At 71.7% G+C, this 21,374-nt stretch carries 18 protein-coding genes, 1 rRNA gene and 1 pseudogene; 15 read left to right on the top strand and 5 right to left on the bottom strand.

Translation table 11 applies throughout. The features are described 5' to 3' along the window. From C1J01_RS30255 to C1J01_RS30245, 3 genes and pseudogenes are all read right to left on the bottom strand, one after another. A pseudogene (locus C1J01_RS30255) lies at nt 1-603 on the bottom strand (formate dehydrogenase); the annotation flags it as partial. Nucleotides 604-692: 89 nt separating this feature from the next. Further along, a complete protein-coding gene (locus C1J01_RS30250) occupies nt 693-2,105 on the bottom strand; it encodes a rhamnulokinase (RefSeq protein ID WP_111182383.1) in 1,413 nt (470 codons plus the stop codon). Then, nucleotides 2,102-3,103, bottom strand: a complete 1,002-nt coding sequence (locus C1J01_RS30245) for a LacI family DNA-binding transcriptional regulator (RefSeq protein ID WP_111182382.1) — start codon at nt 3,101-3,103, stop codon at nt 2,102-2,104. The genes C1J01_RS30250 and C1J01_RS30245 overlap by 4 nt, the downstream gene beginning before the upstream one ends. 288 nt (nt 3,104-3,391) lie before the next feature. Here C1J01_RS30245 and C1J01_RS30240 point away from each other — a divergent pair, with 288 nt between their 5' ends. From C1J01_RS30240 to C1J01_RS30185, 12 genes are all read left to right on the top strand, one after another. Further along, complete coding sequence (locus C1J01_RS30240; protein ID WP_111182381.1) at nt 3,392-3,709, top strand: L-rhamnose mutarotase; 318 nt, start codon at nt 3,392-3,394, stop codon at nt 3,707-3,709. Nucleotides 3,710-3,719: 10 nt separating this feature from the next. Continuing rightward, entirely contained in the window at nt 3,720-4,877 is a 1,158-nt protein-coding gene (rhaI, locus tag C1J01_RS30235; RefSeq protein ID WP_111182380.1) for an L-rhamnose isomerase, read from the top strand. A gap of 7 nt (nt 4,878-4,884) precedes the next feature. After that, nucleotides 4,885-6,927 carry a bifunctional aldolase/short-chain dehydrogenase gene (locus tag C1J01_RS30230; RefSeq protein ID WP_111182379.1) on the top strand — a complete coding sequence of 681 codons (2,043 nt, stop codon included), beginning with the start codon at nt 4,885-4,887 and terminating at the stop codon, nt 6,925-6,927. Between the two features lie 257 nt (nt 6,928-7,184). Beyond that, complete coding sequence (argC, locus tag C1J01_RS30225; protein WP_111182378.1) at nt 7,185-8,207, top strand: N-acetyl-gamma-glutamyl-phosphate reductase; 1,023 nt, start codon at nt 7,185-7,187, stop codon at nt 8,205-8,207. Next, the gene (gene argJ, locus C1J01_RS30220) at nt 8,204-9,355 is read left to right on the top strand and encodes a bifunctional glutamate N-acetyltransferase/amino-acid acetyltransferase ArgJ (RefSeq protein WP_111182377.1); all 1,152 of its coding nucleotides are present in this window, start codon (nt 8,204-8,206) and stop codon (nt 9,353-9,355) included. The genes argC and argJ overlap by 4 nt, the downstream gene beginning before the upstream one ends. Then, the gene (argB, locus tag C1J01_RS30215; protein ID WP_111182376.1) at nt 9,352-10,224 is read left to right on the top strand and encodes an acetylglutamate kinase; all 873 of its coding nucleotides are present in this window, start codon (nt 9,352-9,354) and stop codon (nt 10,222-10,224) included. Before argJ ends, argB begins: the two co-directional genes overlap by 4 nt. Next, nucleotides 10,224-11,390, top strand: coding sequence for an acetylornithine transaminase (locus C1J01_RS30210; protein WP_111182375.1), 1,167 nt, complete (start codon nt 10,224-10,226; stop codon nt 11,388-11,390). Before argB ends, C1J01_RS30210 begins: the two co-directional genes overlap by 1 nt. After that, a complete protein-coding gene (argF, locus tag C1J01_RS30205) occupies nt 11,387-12,310 on the top strand; it encodes an ornithine carbamoyltransferase (protein WP_111182374.1) in 924 nt (307 codons plus the stop codon). Before C1J01_RS30210 ends, argF begins: the two co-directional genes overlap by 4 nt. Then, nucleotides 12,307-12,819 carry an arginine repressor gene (locus C1J01_RS30200; protein ID WP_111182373.1) on the top strand — a complete coding sequence of 171 codons (513 nt, stop codon included), beginning with the start codon at nt 12,307-12,309 and terminating at the stop codon, nt 12,817-12,819. Before argF ends, C1J01_RS30200 begins: the two co-directional genes overlap by 4 nt. Before the next feature lie 20 nt (nt 12,820-12,839). Beyond that, nucleotides 12,840-14,039: an argininosuccinate synthase gene (locus C1J01_RS30195; protein WP_111182372.1), complete on the top strand. Its 1,200-nt coding sequence runs from the start codon at nt 12,840-12,842 to the stop codon at nt 14,037-14,039. Between the two features lie 8 nt (nt 14,040-14,047). After that, nucleotides 14,048-15,493: an argininosuccinate lyase gene (gene argH / locus C1J01_RS30190; RefSeq protein ID WP_111182371.1), complete on the top strand. Its 1,446-nt coding sequence runs from the start codon at nt 14,048-14,050 to the stop codon at nt 15,491-15,493. Further along, nucleotides 15,475-16,164, top strand: coding sequence for a DNA-3-methyladenine glycosylase (locus C1J01_RS30185; protein ID WP_111182370.1), 690 nt, complete (start codon nt 15,475-15,477; stop codon nt 16,162-16,164). Before argH ends, C1J01_RS30185 begins: the two co-directional genes overlap by 19 nt. Here the strand turns inward: C1J01_RS30185 and C1J01_RS30180 are convergent. Beyond that, nucleotides 16,104-16,505: a PH domain-containing protein gene (locus tag C1J01_RS30180; protein ID WP_111182369.1), complete on the bottom strand. Its 402-nt coding sequence runs from the start codon at nt 16,503-16,505 to the stop codon at nt 16,104-16,106. The two genes, C1J01_RS30185 and C1J01_RS30180, sit on opposite strands and share 61 nt — an antisense overlap. Nucleotides 16,506-16,591: 86 nt before the next feature. On the opposite strand from C1J01_RS30180, the gene tyrS reads away from it, so the two are divergent. Then, nucleotides 16,592-17,857 carry a tyrosine--tRNA ligase gene (gene tyrS, locus C1J01_RS30175; protein ID WP_111182368.1) on the top strand — a complete coding sequence of 422 codons (1,266 nt, stop codon included), beginning with the start codon at nt 16,592-16,594 and terminating at the stop codon, nt 17,855-17,857. 66 nt (nt 17,858-17,923) lie between these two features. Here tyrS and C1J01_RS30170 read toward each other — a convergent pair whose 3' ends face one another. Further along, nucleotides 17,924-19,378, bottom strand: coding sequence for a glycosyltransferase family 39 protein (locus tag C1J01_RS30170; protein ID WP_235854764.1), 1,455 nt, complete (start codon nt 19,376-19,378; stop codon nt 17,924-17,926). 32 nt (nt 19,379-19,410) lie between these two features. On the opposite strand from C1J01_RS30170, the gene C1J01_RS30165 reads away from it, so the two are divergent. Continuing rightward, nucleotides 19,411-20,025 carry an HAD family hydrolase gene (locus tag C1J01_RS30165; RefSeq protein WP_111182366.1) on the top strand — a complete coding sequence of 205 codons (615 nt, stop codon included), beginning with the start codon at nt 19,411-19,413 and terminating at the stop codon, nt 20,023-20,025. Nucleotides 20,026-21,286: 1,261 nt separating this feature from the next. Beyond that, a 16S ribosomal RNA gene (locus C1J01_RS30155) occupies nt 21,287-21,374 on the top strand; the annotation flags it as partial.

Here is a 21,374-nt window from a genome sequence, read left to right as displayed (position 1 = left end):
CGCCCCGCCCCGCCCGAACGACGTGCCGAGCCCCACCACGGTCGAGCTGTGGCAGACGCGGGCCTGGTTCTCGATCTGCACCACGCCGAGCGACGTCAGCAGCTTCTTGATGAGGTAGTTCTCCTCGTTGTCCAGCGTGGCGCCGCCGAGGCTAGCGATCCCCATCGTGCGGAAGGTCCGCCGGCCGTCCTTCTCCTGCTCCCAGGTCTCCCGGCGGGTGGCGATGATCCGGTCGGCCACCATGTCCATGGCCCGGTCGAGCTCGATCTCCTGCCAGTCGGCCCCGCCCGGCGGCCGGTAGAGCGCCTTGTACCTGCGGCCCGAGCCGGTGGTGAGCTGGAGACTCGCCGCGCCCTTGGGGCACAACCGGCCCCGGCTGACGGGCGAGTCGGGATCGCCCTCGATCTGGACGACCCGGTCGTCGCGCACGTACACGTTCTGGGCGCAGCCCACCGCGCAGTACGGGCAGATCGACTTGACGACCTTGCCGGCGGTCTCCGTACGGGCTCTCAATGACGCGGTCCTGGCCGACTTCGCCGCTTCGCCCCGTGCCGTACGGTCCTTACCGGTCAGCTGCCGCAGCAGCGGCCACGCGAAATCCATGACACCCCCCGATGCCCCATGGCACGAGTCCTGCCCGGCAGCTACGAGGGGAAAACCGGAAAAGTGGGGAAGAGCCAGGTCAGATCGTGTCAGAACGCGCGGGCGGCCGCGTCGTCCCACGCGCCGGGGTCACCCGACGGCTCGTAGCGGCGCAGCGGCTGCGTGGCCGCCACCAGCGTCCGCATCTCCTTCAGATCGGCGACCAGCCCGGCCGCGCGCGCCTGGACGAGCACGTTGCCGAGCGCGGTCGCCTCCGCGGGCCCCGCCACCACCGGCAGGCCGCAGGCGTCGGCGGTCAGCCGGCACAGCAGCTCGTTGCGCGAGCCGCCGCCGACGAGGTGGACCACCTCCACCTTGCGGCCCGACAGCTCCATCGCCTGCCGCACGGCCCGCCGGTGCCCGAGCGCCAGGCTCTCCAGCACGCATCGCACGTACGCGGCGGGGGACGCCGGCGGGCGCTGGCCGGTGCGGCGGCACTCGGCGGCGATCCTGGCCGGCATGTCGCCCGGCGGCAGGAACACGGGCTCGTCGGGGTTGACCACGGCCGCGAACGGCCGCTCGCGCTCCGCGGCGGCCAGCAGCTCGCCCAGGTCGGAGCCGGGCCAGGCGCGCAGGCACTCCTGCAGCAGCCACAGGCCCATCACGTTGCGCAGATAGCGGACGGTGCCGTCGATGCCCGCCTCGTTGGTGAAGTTCGCGGCCCGGCTCCCGGCGGTCAGCACCGGCTCCGGCAGCTCGACCCCCGCCAGCGACCAGGTGCCGCACGAGATGTAGGCGAAGGCGGCGCCGGTGGCCGGAACGGCGGCCACCGCCGAGGCCGTGTCGTGCGAGCCCACCGCCCGCACGGGCGCCGACCAGCCGATCTCGGCGGCCACGTGGCGCCGCATGCCGCCGACCGCCTCACCCGGCTGCCGCAGCGGCGGGAAGATCCCGGACGGCAGGCCGAGCCGCTCGATCAGCGGTAACGCCCACGACCGGGTGCGCACGTCGAGCAGGCCCGTGGTGGAGGCGTTGGTCACCTCGGCGCCCCGCTCGCCGGTCAGCCAGTAGCCGATCAGGTCGGGGATCAGCAACATCGCGGCGGCCCCGTCGAGCCGGTCGGCCAGCAGCTGGTAGACGGTGTTGAACGGCAGCACCTGCAGGCCGGAGACGTCGTACAGGGTCTCCGCGCCGACCGCCGCGGCCACCTGCTCGGCCACGCCGCGGGTGCGGTCGTCGCGGTAGTGCACCGGGTTGCCCATCAGCGCGCCGCTCTCGTCGAGCAGCCCGTAGTCGACGGCCCACGAGTCGACGCCGACGGAGGAGACGGGCCCGGCCTCGCGCAGGCCGGCCAGGATCTCGCGGTAGAGGCCGAGGACGTCCCAGTAGAGGCGGTCGGCCGCGCGTACCGGCCCGTTGGGGAAGCGGTGGACCTCGGTCAGCCTCAGCCCGTCGGACAGGTCGGCCAGCATGACGCGGCCGCTGGAGGCGCCCAGGTCGACGGCGGCGAAACGACTGCTCATTGGGTGGACTCCCTGGCGACGAGCTCCGGCTGGAACATGATGTGCTGGTGCGCGTGCGTGTCGGGATTGTCGCACTCGTCCAGCAGAAGTTCGGTGGCGATGCGCCCGAGCTGGTAGGTCGGCTGGCGCATCGAGCTGAGCGACACCGCCGAGGCGGCGGCGAAGTCGATGTCGTCGTAGCCCATCAGCGCCACGTCGCCGGGCACCCGCACCCCCGAGCGCAGCAGCGCGCGCAGCACGCCGAGCGCGAGCAGGTCGTTGGCGCAGAAGACGGCCTCCGGCAGGCCGCGCGCCACCAGGTCGGCGGCGGCCTTCTCGCCGGCCCGGGCGGTCATCGTCGCGGTCTCGACCACCGTGAGGTCGGCGGGGTCGAGTCCGGCGGCCCGCATCGCGACCTTGGCGCCCTCGCGCCGCTCCACGCACTGGCGGATGGTCAGCGGGCCGGTCACGTACGCGAGGCTGCGCGCGCCCTTGGCCAGCAGGTGGGCGACGGCGGCCCGGCCGCCCGCGACGTCGTCGACCGCGACCGCGCACTGGTCGGGCCGGTGGGCCGGGTGGTCGACCAGCACCACGCTGATGCCGTTCTCGCGCAGCCGGTCGAGCCGGGAGGGGTCCTCGCCGGAGGGGGTGATCAGCACGCCGCGCACGCGGTGCTCGGCCAGCACCCGCAGGTTGCGATCCTCCTTGTCGGGGGAGCCCGCCGAGTTGCCGAGGATCACGGCGTAGCCGAGCTCGCTGACGACGTCCTCGACCCCGGCCGCGACCTCGGTGAAGAACGGGTTGCCGATGTCGATCACGCTCAGGCCGATGGTCCTGCTGTGGCCGGCGCGCAGCGTGGAGGCCGAGCCGTGGCGGACGAAACCCAGCTCGCTGATGGCCGCCTCCACCCGCTCCCGCGTCGCGGGAGCGACCTTGCCCGGCCGGTTCAGTACGTTGGAGACCGTGCCGGGGGAGACGCCGGCGCGGGCGGCGACGTCCTTGATGCTGACCATGGCCATGAAGACCCATTAAAACGTAACAACGAAAGCCGCGCCAGCCGTGCGTCCGCATCACGATCAGGGCGGGTCGGCGCTGGAAACCCGCACGTGAGCGCACCGCTGAGGGTGAGGAACGTTTTAATCCGGTCATACGCCGATCATCGCTCCGGCGTGCGGATGAACGCGTTAAAACGTGTCACCCGATTCCGTCCTCCGGCCACGGCGCCGAGGGCGGGAAGCGCATTGACAGCGGACACGGGGAATCATAGTTTCCTGCACGAGGATTAAAACGTTTTGAAGAGGAGTGCCGTGCAACGCGTCTGCTTCCTGCTGAAAGTCCGCCCGGACCGGCTGGCGGAGTACCGCGAACGCCACCGGGACGTCTGGCCCGAGATGCGAGAGGCGCTGTCGCGCACCGGCTGGCACAACTACTCGCTCTTCCTCAGGGACGACGGCCTGCTCGTGGGCTACCTGGAGACCGAGGACTTCGAGGCCGCGAAGAAGGCGATGGCCGAGACCGACGTCAACGCCCGCTGGCAGGCCGAGATGGCGCCGTTCTTCGAGGACATCGACGGGCGCCCCGACGAGCACAAGGTCCCGCTCGAAGAAATCTTCCACCTGGACTGATCGGGGAGTGATGACTGACATCAAGGCCGCGCTGCGCGCGCAGCGCATCGAGACGCCGTCCTGGGCGTACGGCAACAGCGGCACGAGGTTCAAGGTGTTCGCGCAGAAGGGCGTGCCGAGGGACCCGTACGAGAAGCTGGCAGACGCCGCCCAGGTGCACGCCCACACGGGGATCGCCCCCACGGTGGCCCTGCACATCCCGTGGGACAAGGTGGACGACTACGCCGACCTGGCCCGGCACGCCCGCGACCTGGGCGTGGGCATCGGAGCGATCAACTCCAACGTCTTCCAGGACGACGACTACATGCTCGGCAGCGTCACCAACCCGTCGGCGCGCGTGCGCAGGAAGGCCACCGACCACCTGCTGGAGTGCGTGGACATCATGGACGCCACCGGCTCCGACACGCTCAAGCTGTGGTTCTCCGACGGCCTCAACTACCCGGGCCAGGACGACATCAGGGCCCGCCAGGACCGCCTGGCCGACTCCCTCGCCGAGGTCTACGCCCGGCTCGGCGACGGCCAGCGCTTCCTGCTGGAGTACAAGCTCTTCGAGCCCGCCTTCTACGCCACCGACGTGCCCGACTGGGGCACCGCGTACGCCCACTGCGTCAAGCTCGGCCCCAAGGCGCAGGTCGTCGTCGACACCGGCCACCACGCGCCGGGCACCAACATCGAGTTCATCGTGGCGTTCCTGCTGCGCGAGGGGAAGCTCGGCGGCTTCGACTTCAACTCCCGCTTCTACGCCGACGACGACCTCATGGTGGGCGCGGCCGACCCGTTCCAGCTGTTCCGCATCATGTACGAGGTCGTGCGCGGCGGGGGGCTCGAGCCCGAGACGGGCGTGGCGTTCATGCTCGACCAGTGCCACAACATCGAGCCCAAGATCCCGGGCCAGATCCGCTCGGTCATGAACGTGCAGGAGGCCACCGCCAAGGCGCTGCTCGTCGACCGCGAGGCGCTGGCCGCCGCGCAGGCCGAGGGCGACGTGCTGGGCGCGAACGCCGTCTTCATGGACGCCTTCAACACCGACGTGCGGCCGCTGCTCGCCGAGCTGCGCGAGGAGATGGGCCTCGCGCCCGACCCGATGGCCGCGTACGCCAAGTCCGGATATTTCGAGAAAATCGCCGCCGAGCGCGTCGGCGGCACGCAGGCCGGCTGGGGGGCCTAGCACCACCATGAACGATTCAGTCAAGGAACTGCTCGACCGCTCCCACCGCCTGGGCGCCGACCCGCGCAACACCAACTTCGCGGGCGGCAACACCTCGGCCAAGGGCGCCGCCACCGACCCGGTCACCGGCGAGGACGTGGAGCTGCTCTGGGTCAAGGGCTCAGGCGGCGACCTCGGCACTCTGAAGGAGACGGGCCTGGCCGTCCTGCGCCTCGACCGGCTGCGCGCCCTCACGGGCGTCTACCCGGGCGTGGAGCGCGAGGACGAGATGGTCGCGGCCTTCGACTACTGCCTGCACGGCAGGGGCGGGGCCGCGCCGTCGATCGACACCGCCATGCACGGCCTGGTCGAGGCCGCGCACGTCGATCACCTGCACCCCGACGCCGGCATCGCGCTCGCCACCGCGGCCGACGGCGAGGAGCTGACCCGCCGCGTCTTCGGCGACCGGGTCGTGTGGGTGCCGTGGCGGCGGCCGGGCTTCCAGCTCGGCCTGGACATCGCCGCCATCAAGGACGCCAACCCGCAGGCCATCGGCTGCGTCCTCGGCGGCCACGGCATCACCGCGTGGGGCGCGACGTCGCAGGAGTGCGAGGCCCGCTCGCTGGAGATCATCCGCACCGCGGAGGCGTACCTGGCCGAGCACGGCCGCCCCGACCCGTTCGGCCCGGTGGTGTACGAGACGCTGCCCGAGGCCGAGCGGCGCGACCGGGCCGCCGCGCTGTTCCCGATCGTGCGGGGCCTGGCCTCGACCGACGTGCGCGTGGTCGGCCACTACACCGGCACGCCCGAGGTGCTCGACTTCCTCGCGCGCGCCGAGCACCCGAGGCTGGCGGCGCTGGGCACGTCCTGCCCCGACCACTTCCTGCGCACCAAGGTGGCGCCGCTGGTGCTCGACCTGCCGCCGGACGCGCCGCTGGAGCGGGCCGCCGAACGGCTGCGCGAGCTGCACGCCGCCTACCGCGCCGAGTACACCGCCTACTACCAGCGGCACGCCACCCCCGACTCGCCGCCCATGCGCGGCGCGGACCCCGCGATCGTGCTGGTGCCGGGCGTCGGCATGTTCTCCTTCGGCAAGGACAAGCAGACCGCGCGGGTGGCCGGCGAGTTCTACGTCAACGCGATCAACGTCATGCGCGGCGCCGAGTCCGTCTCCTCCTACGCCCCCATCCCCGAGTCGGAGAAGTTCCGGATCGAGTACTGGGAGCTGGAGGAGGCCAAGCTCCGCCGCATGCCCAAGCCGAAGCCCCTGGCCACCCGGATCGCGCTGGTGACCGGCGGCGGCTCCGGCATCGGCGCGGCGACCGCCCGCCGGCTGGCCGCCGAGGGCGCCTGCGTGATCGTGGCCGACCGCGACCTCGGCGCGGCCGAGAAGGTGGCCGCCGAGATCGGCGCGGGGGCGTACCGGGTGTCCGACGTCGCGGTGGCGGTCGGGGCGGACGTCACCTCGGAGGAGCAGGTCGTCGCGGCCGTGCGCGCGGGCGTGCTGGCCTTCGGCGGGATCGACCTCGTGGTCAACAACGCCGGCCTGTCGTTGTCGCGCTCCCTGCTGGAGACCACGCTGGCCGACTGGGACCTGCAGCACGACGTCATGGCGCGCGGCTCGTTCCTGGTCTCCCGCGAGACCGCCAGGGTCATGATCGACCAGGCCATGGGCGGCGACGTCGTCTACATCTCCTCGAAGAACTCCGTCTTCGCCGGCCCCAACAACGTCGCCTACGGCGCCGCCAAGGCCGACCAGGCCCACCAGGTACGCCTCCTGGCGGCCGAGCTGGGCGCCCACGGCATCCGTGTCAACGGCATCAACCCCGACGGGGTCGTGCGCGGCTCCGGCATCTTCGCCTCCGGCTGGGGCGCCAACCGGGCCAAGGTGTACGGGGTGGAGGAGGACAGGCTCGGCGAGTTCTACGCCCAGCGCACCCTGCTCAAGCGCGAGGTCCTGCCCGAGCACGTGGCGGCCGCCGTCTTCGCCCTCACCGGCGGCGACCTCGCCCAGACCACCGGCCTGCACATCCCGGTGGACGCCGGCGTCGCCGCCGCCTTCCTGCGCTGACCCGGCAGGCCTTCGACGGGCCGCCGTGACCGTGGTGAAACCCCCGGCCGCGGCGGCCCTACGTATGTGTTGCCTGGCTCACAAGAAGGTGTGGCGCCGTGTGCAGCGGATATGAAAACCCTCATGTGCCCGCCGCCTCCCCCCGCTCCGGTCCGGGGGTGACCTGGCCACGGCTTGCATATTCATCCTGCACAGTGCATCATCTTAAGAAGTAAGCAAGGTCATAAGTAGATATGCATAACCATGCAGGAGGGTCGATGAGGGCAGCCATCGCGGGAGCCAGCGGCTACGCGGGAGGTGAGCTGCTCCGCCTCCTGCTGGGCCATCCAAAGTTCGAGATCGGCGCGCTGACCGCCGCGTCCAGCGCGGGCGGCCTTCTCGGCGCCCACCAGCCTCACCTGCCGCAGCTCGCCGACCGCGTCATCGAGGAGACCTCCGCCGACACGCTCGCCGGCCACGACGTGGTCTTCCTGGCCCTGCCGCACGGCCACTCCGCCGCCGTCGCCGCGCAGCTCGGCGAGGAGACGATCGTGGTCGACTGCGGCGCCGACCACCGGCTCGCCGACCCGGCCGCCTGGCAGGAGTTCTACGGCGGCGAGCACGCCGGCACCTGGCCGTACGGGCTGCCCGAGCTGCCCGGCCAGCGTGACGTGCTCAGCAAGGCCACCCGCATCGCCGTCCCCGGCTGCTACCCGACGTCCGTCCTGCTGGCACTGTTCCCGGCGTTCGCCGCCGGGCTGGCCGGGCCCGACGTGGTCGTGGTCGCCGCCAGCGGCACCAGCGGGGCCGGCAAGTCGCTCAAGCCCAACCTGCTCGGCAGCGAGGTCATGGGCTCGGTCAGCGCCTACTCCGCGGGCGGCGTCCACCGGCACACCCCCGAGATGGAGCAGGGCCTGTCCGCCGTCGCGGGCGCCCCCGTCCGGGTGTCGTTCACGCCGACGCTGGCGCCCATGAGCCGCGGCATCCTGGCCACCTGCACCGCGCCCGCCGCGCCCGGCCTCACCAAGGAGTCGCTGCGCTCGGCGTACGAGGCCGCGCTCAAGGGCGAGCCGTTCGTCCGGCTGCTGCCCGAGGGCGTCTGGCCGGCCACCTCCATGACCTACGGCGCCAACACCGCCGCCCTGCAGGTGGCGCTCGACGAGCGCGCGGGCCGGGTGATCGCCGTCATCGCCATCGACAACCTCACCAAGGGCACGGCCGGGGGCGCGATCCAGAGCGTCAACCTCGCCCTCGGCCTGCCGGAAGAGCTCGGCCTTCCCCTGACAGGAGTCGCCCCATGAGCGTTACCGCCCCTCTAGGTTTCCGGGCCGCGGGCGTGGCCGCCGGCATCAAGGCCGGCGGCGCCCGCGACCTGGCCCTCGTCGTCAACGACGGGCCCAGCCGCGCCGCCGCGGGCGTCTTCACCGCCAACCGCGTCAAGGCCGCCCCCGTGCTGTGGTCGCAGCAGGTCCTGTCCGGCGGGCGGCTGCGGGCCGTGGTGCTCAACTCCGGCGGCGCCAACGCCTGCACCGGCCCCGAGGGCTTCCAGGACACCCACGCCACCGCCGAGAAGGTCGCCGAGGTGCTGGAGGACTCCGCGGGCGAGATCGCCGTCTGCTCCACCGGCCTCATCGGCGAGCGGCTGCCGATGGACGCGCTGCTGTCCGGCGTCGAGACCGCCGCCGGCCAGCTCTCCCGCGACGGCGGCCTGGCGGCGGCCGACGCCATCCGCACCACCGACACCGTCTCCAAGATCTCCTTCAAGCGGGCGGCCGGCTACATGGTGGGCGGCATGGCCAAGGGCGCCGGCATGCTCGCCCCCGCGCTGGCCACCATGCTCTGCGTCATCACCACCGACGCCGACCTGACCGGCGACGAGCTCGACACGGTGCTGCGCCGGGCCACCGCCATGACGTTCGACCGGCTCGACACCGACGGCTGCATGTCCACCAACGACACCGTGCTGCTGCTCGCCAGCGGCGCCTCCGGGGTCAGGCCCGACCTGGCGGAGTTCGAGCAGAAGGTCACCGAGGTCTGCGCCGACCTGGCCAGGCAGCTCCTCGTCGACGCCGAGGGCGCCACCAAGGCCATCGCCATCGAGGTCATCGGCGCCGCCTCCGAGGACGACGCGGTCAAGGTGGGCCGCTCGGTCGCCCGCTCCAACCTGCTCAAGTGCGCCATCCACGGCGAGGACCCCAACTGGGGCCGCGTGCTGGCCGCCGTCGGCACCACCGACGCGGTGTTCGAGCCCGACCGGCTCAACGTCGCCATCAACGGCATCTGGATCTGCCGCGGCGGCGCGGTGGGCGACGACCGCGCCAAGGTCGACATGCGCCCCCGCGACGTGACGATCACGATCGACCTGTCGTCCGGCCCGCACACCGCCACGGTGCACACCACCGACCTGACGGCCGACTACGTCCACGAGAACTCGGCGTACTCGTCATGAGGGCCACCACCGCGCAGTCGAAGGCCGAGACGCTCATCGAGGCGCTGCCCTGGCTGACCCGCTTCCACGGCGCCACCGTCGTCATCAAGTACGGCGGCAACGCCATGACCGACGAGGCACTCAAGGAGGGCTTCGCCGAGGACGTCGTCTTCCTGCACCAGGTGGGCCTGCGCCCGGTCGTCGTGCACGGCGGCGGCCCGCAGATCAGCAGCGCGCTCGACCAGCTGGGCATCGAGTCCACGTTCACCGCCGGCCTGCGCGTCACCACGCCCGAGGCCATGCAGGTCGTCCGGATGGTCCTGGTCGGCCAGGTCGGCCGCGAGATCGTGGGCCTGGTCAACCGGCACGGCCCGTTCGCCATCGGCATGTCCGGCGAGGACGCCCACCTGTTCACGGCCGTGCGCAAACACGCGGTCGTCGACGGCGAGCCGGTCGACATCGGCCAGGTCGGCGAGATCATCAAGGTCGACGCGGGCGCCGTGCGCGCCCTCATCGACGACGGCCGCATCCCGGTCGTCTCCAGCGTGGCCAGGGGCGACGACGGCGAGATCTACAACGTCAACGCCGACACCGCCGCCGCCGCGCTCGCCGTCGAGCTGCAGGCGCACAAGCTCATCGTCCTCACCGACGTCGAGGGCCTGTACGCCAACTGGCCCGACGACACCGACGTCATCGACTCGCTCACCGCGGAGGAGCTCGAGGCGCTCCTGCCCACCCTCTCCAGCGGCATGGTCCCGAAGATGGAGGCGTGCCTGGCCGCCGTCCAGGGCGGCGTGCCGCAGGCGCACGTCCTCGACGGCCGCGTGCCCCACTCGCTGCTGCTGGAGATCTTCACCAATGAAGGAATCGGAACGATGGTGATGCCCTGATGAGTCTGTACGACAGGTTCGAGCAGGCCTTCATGCCCAACTACGGCGTGCCCCCGATCGCGCTCGCGCGCGGCGAGGGCGCCCGGGTGTGGGACGTCGAGGGCAAGCAGTACCTCGACTTCATCGCCGGCATCGCGACCAGCTCGCTCGGCCACGCCCACCCGGCCCTGGTGGAGGCCGTCTCCCGCCAGGTCGCCACCATCGCCCACACCAGCAACCTGTTCCTGCACGAGCCCGAGGTGCTGCTCGCCGAGCGCCTGCTCGACCTGCTGAACGCCCCCGCCCGCGTGTTCTTCGCCAACTCCGGCACCGAGGCCAACGAGGCCGCCTACAAGCTGGCGCTCAAGTACGGCCGGCGCGAGGGCCGCTCCTTCTTCGTGGCCGCCGAGAACGGCTTCCACGGCCGCACGATCGGCGCCCTGTCCCTGACCGGCAAGCCGTCGATCCGCGACCAATTCGGCCCGTTCCCGGTCGACGTGCGCTTCGTCCCGTACGGCGACGCCGCCGCGCTCAAGGAGGCCGTCACCGGCGACTGCATCGCGGTCTTCCTGGAGCCCACGCAGGGTGAGGCCGGCGTGGTGCCGCCGCCGGAGGGCTACTTCGAGGCCGCCCGCGAGGTCTGCGACTCGACCGGCGCGCTGCTGGTGGCCGACGAGATCCAGTCGGCGATCGGACGTACCGGCCACTGGTTCGCCCACCAGGCCGAGGGCGTCACCCCCGACATCCTCACCCTGGCCAAGGGGCTCGGCGGCGGGATGCCGATCGGCGCCTGCGTCGGGTTCGGCGACGCGGGCAGGCTGTTCGACAAGGGCGACCACGGATCGACGTTCGGCGGCAACCCCGTCTCGTGCGCCGCGGCCCTGGCCGTGCTCGACAACCTCGACCTCGATCACGTCAAGACGCTGGCCGCGCGGCTGCGCACCGGCCTGGAGTCCGTGCGCCACCCGTTGCTGAAGGGCGTGCGCGGGCGCGGCCTGTGGCTGGCCGCGGTGCTGGCCGAGCCCCGCTCGGCCGAGCTGCAGCAGGCCGCCGCGGAGGCCGGTTTCCTGGTCAACGCCCTGCAGCCCGACGCGGTCCGCATCGCGCCGCCGCTGGTGGTGACCGCGGAGGAGATCGACGCCTTCGTCGCCGCGTTCCCCGCGATCCTCCAGGAGGCGGCCAAGTGAGCCCCAGGCACTTCCTGCGCGACGACGACCTCACGCCCGGCGAGCAGGCGGAGGTGCTGGAGCTCGCCGCCGCGATGAAGAAGGACCGCTTCGGCTACCGGCCCTTCGAGGGCCCGCAGACGGTCGCCGTCCTGTTCGACAAGCCGTCGGCCCGTACGCGCGTGTCCTTCCACACCGGCATCGGCGAGCTCGGCGGCCTGCCGCTGGTCGTCGACAACGTCTCGGCGCTCATGGGCCGCGGCGAGCCGCCCGCCGACCTCGCCCGGGTGCTGGGGCGGCAGGTCGCCGCCATCGTGTGGCGCACCACCGGCCAGCACCTCATCGAGGAGATGGCCGCCCACTCCCAGGTGCCCGTGGTCAACGCGCTCACCGACGACTTCCACCCGTGCCAGATCCTCGCCGACCTGCAGACCGTCCAGGAGCACCTCGGCCGCACCGCCGGGGTCACCTTCACGTACGTCGGCGACGGCGCCAACAACATGGCCCACTCCTACCTGCTCGGCGGCGCCACGGCCGGCATGCACGTCCGCATCGCCGCCCCGGCCGGCTACCAGCCCGACGCGGTCATCCTCGACCGGGCCGCTTCCATCGCCGCGCAGACGGGCGGCTCCGTGATCGCGCTGTCCGACCCGGCGGCCGCCGTCGAGGGCGCCCACGTGGTGGCCACCGACACGTGGGTCTCGATGGGCCAGGACGGCAAGGAGGAGCGGGTCAAGGCGCTCATGCCGTACCAGGTGAACGCCGAGCTGCTGGAGCAGGCCGCCTCCGACGCGATCGTGCTGCACTGCCTGCCCGCCTACCGCGGCTACGAGATCACCGAGGACGTCCTCGAAGGCCCGCGCAGCGTCGTGTGGGACCAGGCGGAGAACCGCCTGCACGCCCAGAAGGCGCTGCTGCACTGGTTGGTGAAGCGACGATGACCATCCCGATGACCAAGGCGGCGCGGCAGGCGAAGATCACCGAGCTGCTGCAGCGGCAGGCCGTGCGCTCCCAGCCCGAGCTGGCCAAGCTGCTGGCCGAGAGCGGGGTCGAGGTCACCCAGGCGACGCTCTCGCGCGACCTCGACGAGCTCGGCGCGCTCAAGCTGCGCGCCGACGACGGCTCACTGGTGTACGCGCTGCCGGGGGAGGGCGGGGGCCGCATCCCGCTCACCCGGGTGGGCACCGGCGAGTCCCCCGACGCGCGGCTGCACCGCATCGCGGAGGAGCTGCTGGTCGGGGCCGAGGCGTCGGCCAACCTGGTCATCGTGCGCACGCCACCGGGCGCGGCCCAGTTCCTGGCCTCCGCCATCGACCACGCCGACTGGCACTCCATTCTCGGCACGGTGGCGGGTGACGACACGATCCTGGTCATCAGCCGCGACCCCAGCGGCGGCCAGGCGCTCGCCGAGGCGCTGCTGCGGGCGGCCGACCGACGAAGCACCACCTGATATTTCAGGAGAAGACGGAAATGCCGGACAGAGTAGTACTCGCGTATTCCGGCGGCCTCGACACCTCGGTCGCCATCCCGTACCTCGCTGAGAAGATGCACGCCGAGGTCATCGCCGTCGCGCTCGACCTCGGCCAGGGCGGCGAGGACATGGAGGACATCCGCGAGCGCGCCCTCGACTGCGGCGCCGCCGAGTCGGTCGTCGTGGACGCCAGGGAGGAGTTCGCCGCCGAGTTCTGCGTGCCCGCCCTGCGGGCCAACGCCCTCTACATGGACCGCTACCCGCTCGTCTCGTCGCTGTCGCGCCCGCTCATCGTCAAGCACCTGGTGGACGCGGCCCGGCGGCTCGGCGGCACGATCGTCGCCCACGGCTGCACCGGCAAGGGCAACGACCAGGTCCGCTTCGAGGCGGGCCTGGCCGCGCTGGCCCCCGAGCTGCGGGTCGTCGCCCCCGCCCGCGACTTCGCCTGGACCCGCGACAAGGCCATCGAGTACGCCGAGGCCAGGGGCCTGCCCATCGAGACGTCGAAGAAGAACCCGTTCTCCATCGACCAGAACCTCTGGGGCCGCGCCATCGAGACCGGCTTCCTCGAGGACATCTGGAACGGCCCCAGCGAGGACGTCTACGCCTACACCGCCGACCCGGCCACGCCGCGCGAGCCCGACGAGGTCGTCATCACCTTCGACGAGGGCGTCCCGGTGGCCGTCGACGGCCGCCCGCTGACCCCGTACCAGGTGGTCGACGAGCTCAACCGGCGCGCCGGAGCCCAGGGCGTGGGCCGCATCGACCTGGTCGAGGACCGCCTGGTGGGCATCAAGTCGCGCGAGGTCTACGAGGCGCCCGGCGCCATGGCGCTCATCGCCGCCCACATGGAGCTGGAGAACGTCACCGTCGAACGCGACCTGGCCCGCCACAAGCGAGGCGTGGACCAGCGCTGGGCCGAGCTGGTCTACGATGGCCTGTGGTTCTCGCCGCTCAGGAGGGCGCTCGACGCGTTCATCGCCGAGGCGCAGCGGCGCGTCAGCGGCGACATCAGGATGACGTTGCACGGCGGCAGGGCGGTCGTCACCGGCCGCCGCTCCGGCGACTCCCTGTACGACCACTCGCTGGCGACGTACGACACGGGTGACGCCTTCGACCAGTCGCAGGCCAAGGGCTTCGTGGAGCTCTTCTCCCTGCCCGCTAAGATCGCCGCCGCGCGAGACGCCAAGAAGGACTGACGTGCACTATGGTCGCGGTGGACGAGAAGGAGAACACGGTGAGTGATGGCAAGCCGATGCGGCTGTGGGGCGGGCGCTTCGAGGGAGGCCCGTCCGACGCGCTGACCCGGCTGTCGGTGAGCGTGCATTTCGACTGGCGGCTGGTGCCGTACGACCTGGCGGCGTCCAGGGCGCACGCCCGCGTGCTGCACAGGGCGGGGCTGCTGAGCGACGAGGAACTCGAGCGCATGATCGGCGCGCTCGACGACCTGGAGCAGGCGTGCAAGGCGGGTGACTTCCGGCCGACCGTGGCCGACGAGGACGTGCACACCGCGCTCGAACGCGGCCTGCTGGAGCGGCTCGGCTCGCTCGGCGGCAAGCTGCGCGCCGGCCGCTCGCGCAACGACCAGATCGCCACCGACCTGCGCCTCTACCTCCGCGACCACGCCCGCACGATTGTCTCGCGCCTGGTCGAGCTGGAGACGGCGCTGATGGCCCAGGCCGAGCAGCACGCCGAGACGGCCGCGCCCGGCATGACCCACCTGCAGCACGCGCAGCCGGTCTCCTTCGGCCACCAACTGCTGGCCCACGTGCACGCCTTCGCCCGCGACATCGACCGCCTCGTCGACTGGGACAAGCGCGCCGCGGTCTCCCCGCTGGGCTCGGGCGCGCTCGCCGGCTCGTCGCTGCCGCTCGACCCGCAGGCCGTGGCCGCCGAGCTCGGCTTCTCGGCCGCCGCGCCCAACTCGATGGACGCCGTCGCCGAGCGCGACTTCGCCGCCGAGTTCCTCTTCGACGCGGCCATGATCGGCGTCCACCTGTCGCGCCTGGGCGAGGAGATCGTCCTGTGGGCCTCGCAGGAGTTCCGCTGGATCGAGATGGACGACGCCTACTCCACCGGCTCGTCGATCATGCCCCAGAAGAAGAACCCCGACGTCGCCGAGCTGGCCCGCGGCAAGTCCGGCCGCCTCATCGGCAACCTGATGTCGCTGCTGACCACCCTCAAGGGCCTGCCGCTGACCTACAACCGCGACCTGCAGGAGGACAAGGAGCCCGTCTTCGACTCCGTCGACACACTCCTGCTGGTCCTGCCCGCGATGGCCGGCCTGGTCGCCACCATGCGGGTCAACACCGCCCGCCTGGAGGCCTCCGCCCCCGACGGGTTCGCCCTGGCCACCGACCTGGCCGAGCTGCTGGTGCGGCGCGGGGTGCCGTTCCGCGAGGCGCACGAGGCCGTCGGCCACCTCGTGGTGTGGTGCCAGGTCAACGACAAGGACCTCGGCGAGCTCACCGACGACGAGCTGGCCAAGGTCTCGCCGCACCTGACGCCCGACGTCCGCGACGTGCTCAACGTGCCGGGCGCCCTGGCCGCGCGCAAGGCCCACGGCGGCACCGCCCCCGACCGGGTCCGCGACCAGCTCGTGGCGCTCCGCGAGGCGGTCGACGCGCAGGCGGCATGGGCGGCGGGCAGCTGAGCTCCGCCCCGCTGCCGCGGAGCTTCTTCGAGCGTCCGTCCCACGAGGTGGCGCCCGACCTGCTCGGGCGCGTCCTCGTGCACGGCTCCGTCGCCGTGCGCCTGACCGAGGTCGAGGCGTACGGCGGCCCCGGCGAGGACCCGGCGGCCCACACCTACCGGGGCAGGACGCCGCGCAACGCGGTCATGTTCGGCCCGCCGGGCCACCTGTACGTGTACTTCACCTACGGCATGCACTTCTGCGCCAACCTCGTGTGCCTGCCCGACGGTTTCGGCTCCGCCGTGCTGCTGCGGGCCGGCGAGGTGGTGGCCGGGCTGGAGGAGGCCCGCGCCCGCCGCTCGTCCGCGCGCCGCGTGCCCGACCGTGACCTGGCCCGCGGCCCCGCCCGCCTGACCCTGGCCCTGGGTCTCGCCCGCGAGCACAACGGCCTCGACGCCGTACGCGAGGGCCCGGCCGCCGGGCAGCCGCATCAGGCCGCCGCCGTGCTGGAGGGCCTTCCCGCCGACGCGGACCTGATCAGGTCAGGGCCGCGCACCGGCATCTCGACCGCCAAGGAGACCCCGTGGCGGTTCTGGATCGACGGCGAACCGACCGTCTCGCCGTACCGCGCTCACGTGCCGCGCCGCCGCAGCGCGGCCGCCACCTCCGTCGGAGAGGTGCCCAGCTCGTGAGGGCTGAAGATGTGCAGGGCGTCGCCGGTGTCGATCTCCAACATCTCGCTGCGCAGCCCCCACCGCCTGCGCACGTCGACCTTGACGTCCCAGATCGCGTCCCATGGCACGTGCCGCTTGCCGGCGAACCCGTGCACGACCGTGATGCCGCTCTCGTCGGCGCTCAGCCGTACGGGCACCAGCAGGTCGCGCAGCCCCATCGCGCCCAGCAGCACGGTCGCCGGGACGGCCAGGATCACGCCGCGCACGTCGTCGTCGAACCACCAGAAAACGCCGAGCCCCGCGCACACCAGAGCCCCTAAGATCTTGAAAGCGGCCAGCTCGCGACGGACCCTCCACATGGCTGCACAGCGTATCCAAGTGGCGGGCATCCCCACGGATCGGGCAGGCTAAAGGCATCGTCATCCAACCCAGGAAGCCAAACACCGTGACCGACATCATCGACGACCTCGCGTGGCGAGGTCTGATCGCACAGTCCACCGACCTCGACGCCCTGCGCTCGGCCATGGCCAAGGGTCCCATCACGGTGTATTCCGGCTTCGACCCGACCGCGGCGTCCCTGCACGTCGGCCATTTCGTGCCGCTGCTCACGCTGCGCCGCCTCCAGCTCGCCGGCCACCGTCCGATCGGGCTGGTCGGCGGCGCCACCGGCCTGATCGGTGACCCGAGCGGCCGCAACACCGAGCGTTCGCTCAACGCCACCGAAGTGGTCGAGGAGTGGGTCGAGCGGCTGCGCGGCCAGGTCAGCCGGTTCCTCGACTTCGAGGCCCAGCCGAACGCCGCCCTCCTGGTGAGCAACCTCGACTGGACGGGCCGGCTGAGCGCCATCGACTTCCTGCGCGACATCGGCAAGCACTTCCCGGTCAACCGCATGCTGGCCAGGGAGTCGGTCTCGGCGCGCCTGGCGGGCGAGGGCCTGAGCTACACCGAGTTCAGCTACCAGATCCTCCAGGCCAACGACTACCTGGAGCTCTACCGCCGCTACAACTGCACGTTGCAGGTCGGCGGCAGCGACCAGTGGGGCAACATCACCGCGGGCGCCGACCTCGTGCGCCGCATCGAGGGCGCCCACGTGCACGCGCTGACCCTGCCGCTGATCACCAAGGCCGACGGCACCAAGTTCGGCAAGACCGCGGGCGGCGCCCTGTGGCTCGACCCGGAGATGACCTCCCCGTACGCCTTCTACCAGTACTTCCTCAACGCCGACGACCGCGACGTGATCCACTACCTCAAGGTGTTCACGTTCCGGAGCCGCGAGGAGATCGAGGAACTGGAGAAGGCCGTGGCGGAGCGTCCGTTCGCCCGCGAGGCGCAGCGCACGCTGGCCGAGGACCTGACCGAGCTGCTGCACGGTCCGGCCGAGCTGGCCGCGGTCGTGGCGGCGTCCAAGGCGCTGTTCGGGCAGGGCGCGCTGGAGGAGCTGCCGGCCGCGACCCTGGCGGCGGCGCTGGCCGAGGTGCCCAAGGCCACGGTGCCCGCGCTCGGCGCGCCGCTGGTCGACCTGATGGCCGACAGCGGGCTGGTCGAGTCCAAGTCGGCCGCCCGGCGCGCGGTGAAGGAGGGCGGCGCGTACCTCAACAACGTCAAGATCACCGACGAGTCGTACGTGCCGACCGCCGACGACCTGCTGGCCGGGCGCTTCCTGGTGCTGCGCCGGGGCAAGAAGTCGATCGGCGGCGTCGAGGTCGGCTAACCTTTCGATCACGACGGGCCTTCCCCTGGCGGGAGGGCCCGTTCCATGTGCGGGGGGAGGCCCGCTTCAGCGGCGGGTGAACAGCGCGACCGTGAGTCCCGGCAGGTCGCCGGAGTGCTTGGCGAGGCTCAGCTCGTACCCGGCCTGCTCCACCTCGCCGACCCGCGGCAGGCCGTCCCCCTCCAGGCCCGACTGCTTGGTGCCGCGCCACACGACCCAGACCCGTTCCCGGCCCTCCAGCGCCGCCGCGACATCGGAGCGCTCGGGATAGGAGAACCCGTCGGGCTCCGGCGCGTCCCCGATGCGCAGCACGTCCACGGGCATCAGCGAGTCGGCGTAGTAGTCGAAGCCTCTGCGCACCTGGCTCTGGCCGTACACGATCGCGTCGTCCGGCTCGGCCTTGATCACGCGCAGCGCCCACGGGATGTTCTCGAACCGGCCGTTCTCCTCGCGTATCTCGACGTGATCGGGGAACGCCAGCGCGCAGCCCAGCGCCACGACCACGATCCCCGCCACCACGGAGAGCCTCGGCAGGCACGCCACCGCCAGCCCGGCCAGCAGCGCCAGCGCCGGGGCGGTCACGAACAGATACCGGTCCACGTACGCGGGCGTCACCAGGTGCGAGACCGCGAGCAGCAGCACCGGCGGCAGCACCAGCCACCCCGTCAGCACGAACGCCCAGATCTTCTCGCCGGACCGCTCGCGCCGCGCCGCCCACAGCAGCGCCGCCCCGGCCAGCGCCATCGCGAACAGCAACACCCCGAGGCCGGTGCTCCCCGCCGCCATCTTCGGGAACTTCAGCCACACCTCGGGCCCCCGCTGCGGGATCCAGCTGATCGCGTGCCGCTCGCCGTACCCGATCAATCCCAGGACGGCCGCCGGCACGCACCCCAAGGCCAGCGCGGCGGCCATCCGCCCCACCACGTCCCGCCGCACGAGCAGCAAATGGGCGGGCAGGACGAGCACCGCGAACAGGTGCGTGGAGCACACCAGCGCCACCGCCACCCCGTACGCCGCCCACCGCCGGGCGGAGGGCCGCTCGAGAGCGCGGTGCAGCGCCCAGAACGCGAACACCACCGCCGCGGCGGCGAACGCGTACGACCTGGCGAAAGCCCCGTAGTAGGACACCGAGGGGAGGATCGCGAAGATCGCGGCGGCGATCACACCGGCCCGTGTGCTGTGCAGGCGCCGCCCGAGGTCCACCAGCAGCCAGGCCGCCACCCCGATGGCCACCGCCGACGGCAGCCGCAGCCACAGCTCGGCCGTGCCGACCTTCATCCACAGGTGCATGAACAGGTAGTACGGCAGGAAATGCCCGTCGATGTGCCGCGCCAGCTCGAACATCCCCGACAGCGACCTGGTCGCGGCGCTGATGGTGGCCAGTTCGTCACCGTTGAGCGTCGCGGCGCCGTTGCCGGAGAACGCCGCGGCCCCGGCGAGCAACCCCATCCACCAGCGGGCGAAGGCACGCGGACGGGCGACGGGACGGGCCGGGGGAGCGAGAGTGGCGGCAGAGGTCACCGGGGCAGGATACGCAACATAGGGTCTTCAACATGGCGAATGTGATCGTGTTCGACCTTTATGGAGTTATCGCGCGGGTCCAGACGCCCGAGGCGCGGCAGCGGATCGTGGAGCTGGCGGGCGTGCGGGAGGAGCAGTTCTGGGAGGCGTACTGGGCCTGCCGCCCGCCGTACGACGCGGGCCAGGACGGGCCCGCGTACTGGGCCGCGGTGGCCGCCCGGCTCGGCACGCGCTTCGCCGACGTACCGGCGCTGATCGCCGCCGACCTGGACAGCTGGTGCCACGTGGACCCCGCCATGGTGGAGGTCGTGCACGAGCTGGCCGACGCGGGACACCGGCTCGGCCTGCTGTCGAACATCATCGAGGACCTGGTGCCCATCTGGGAGAAGCGGCACGGGGACTGGCTGGGGCGCTTCGCGTCCCTGACGTACTCGTGCCGGATCGGGGTCGCCAAGCCGGAGCGGCGCGCGTACGAGATCTGCGCGGAACGCCTGGGCGTGAGCCCCGGGGACGTGCTGTTCTTGGACGACCGCGAGGCGAACGTGCTGGCGGCCAGGGAGGCGGGCATGGCGGCCGAGGTGTTCGAGTCGCCTGATCAGGTGCGCGCGCTCGCCCGGACGCATTCGGGCTTCGGCGCCTCCCACTAGCGGAGGCAGGGCGGCGTCTTTGGGTCACGCGTCCACGGCGGGCAGTCCCCGCGCAGGTAGACCGTCGACCTACGCGGTGACACCGGCGCCCAGCACCCGGGCGCCGGTGTCACCCTCTATGCGGTGACACCGGCTCGCCCAGCACCCGGGCGGCGGTGTCGCCCAACTCCTTGAAGTCGCACCGCCTCACCGCCGGCCTCTCGCTCCGTACCGGCTCACTGCCGCTCCCTTGCTCCGCGCCACCTCGCAGCCCCTCGCTCCACGCGTCTCCAGCAGCGCCTCGTAGTAGAGCTCGCTGCAGATAGCGCTGCTACCGGCACCTCGGCGAGATCACGATGTGGTGTCATCCTGCCGAAGCCGGCCACGCCCACGCCCAGGTCGAGCGCGACGTCGGCTAGGTCGCGTCCGGCCTGCGCCGGCTCGCCGACCGCCACGGACAGATCAGCTCCCCGGGCTCGTCGAGGCCGAGGCCGGTGGCGGCGCGGTACAGCTGTTCGGCTAGCGAGGGGGTCGTCGAGCGACGTCCCCCATCATGAAGCTGCAGCTCAGGCGTGTTGACTCCGCCTCCGACCGCCACCAGAACGGCCCAGCCGCAGTGGGCCCTCACCCCGAGCGCCGCCGTCGCCACGCCGGCTCACCTCCCATGCTTGGCACTCACGTTTCGCACTCCCGCGCTCGGCGCCGGCGAGCCCACGAATGGGCAGACTTCGGCAAGGCGGCCACAGGCTCGTGGCGTGCGGGTGACACCGTCCTCACATCTACGCGCGGGGCGATTTGACGTGTCGCGGATCGCGACCTAATCTTTCACTTCGCCCCGGGAGTGAGCCGGACGCCGAACAGGCGGACGGGCCCCAGGGCAAAGCCCTTTGACATGACGAGCCAATCCGGCGGAGTCGCTTCGGCGTGCTTTCGCACGGGCCGTCTCCGGGCCTTCGTCGAACTCGCCGAATATTCGGTTGATTCGACACGGGCCGGGTGGCACGGTAAGTTACGAGGGTTGCCCCGGATCGGGGTGATCAATCTTGGCAGATTGACCGAATCACGGCAAGCCTCCGGGTTTGACGGAAAATCGGAGGGTCTGATAAGGTTGCGGAGTACGAGATAGCGCCTCCGGGCAGGGATCTTCTCGAAGGTTCAGGCAAGAAGTACGCGTCCGTTTCTTGAGAACTCAACAGTGTGTTAAAAGCCAGTGCATGATTTTCATGCAACACCTCGTCAAGATTGATTGACGGTTTTGCTTGGACGAAGTTTCCAACAGCATTGTTTGGAGAGTTTGATCCTGGCTCAGGACGAACGCTGGCGGCGTGCTTAACACATGCAAGTCGAGCGGAAAGGCCCTTCGGGGTACT

The sequence above is a fragment of the Nonomuraea aridisoli genome (assembly GCF_003236395.1).
GTDB classification, from domain to species: Bacteria; Actinomycetota; Actinomycetes; order Streptosporangiales; family Streptosporangiaceae; genus Nonomuraea; species Nonomuraea aridisoli.
Note: the sequence above shows the minus strand (reverse complement) of the source record. Positions and strands in the feature narration are given on the sequence as shown.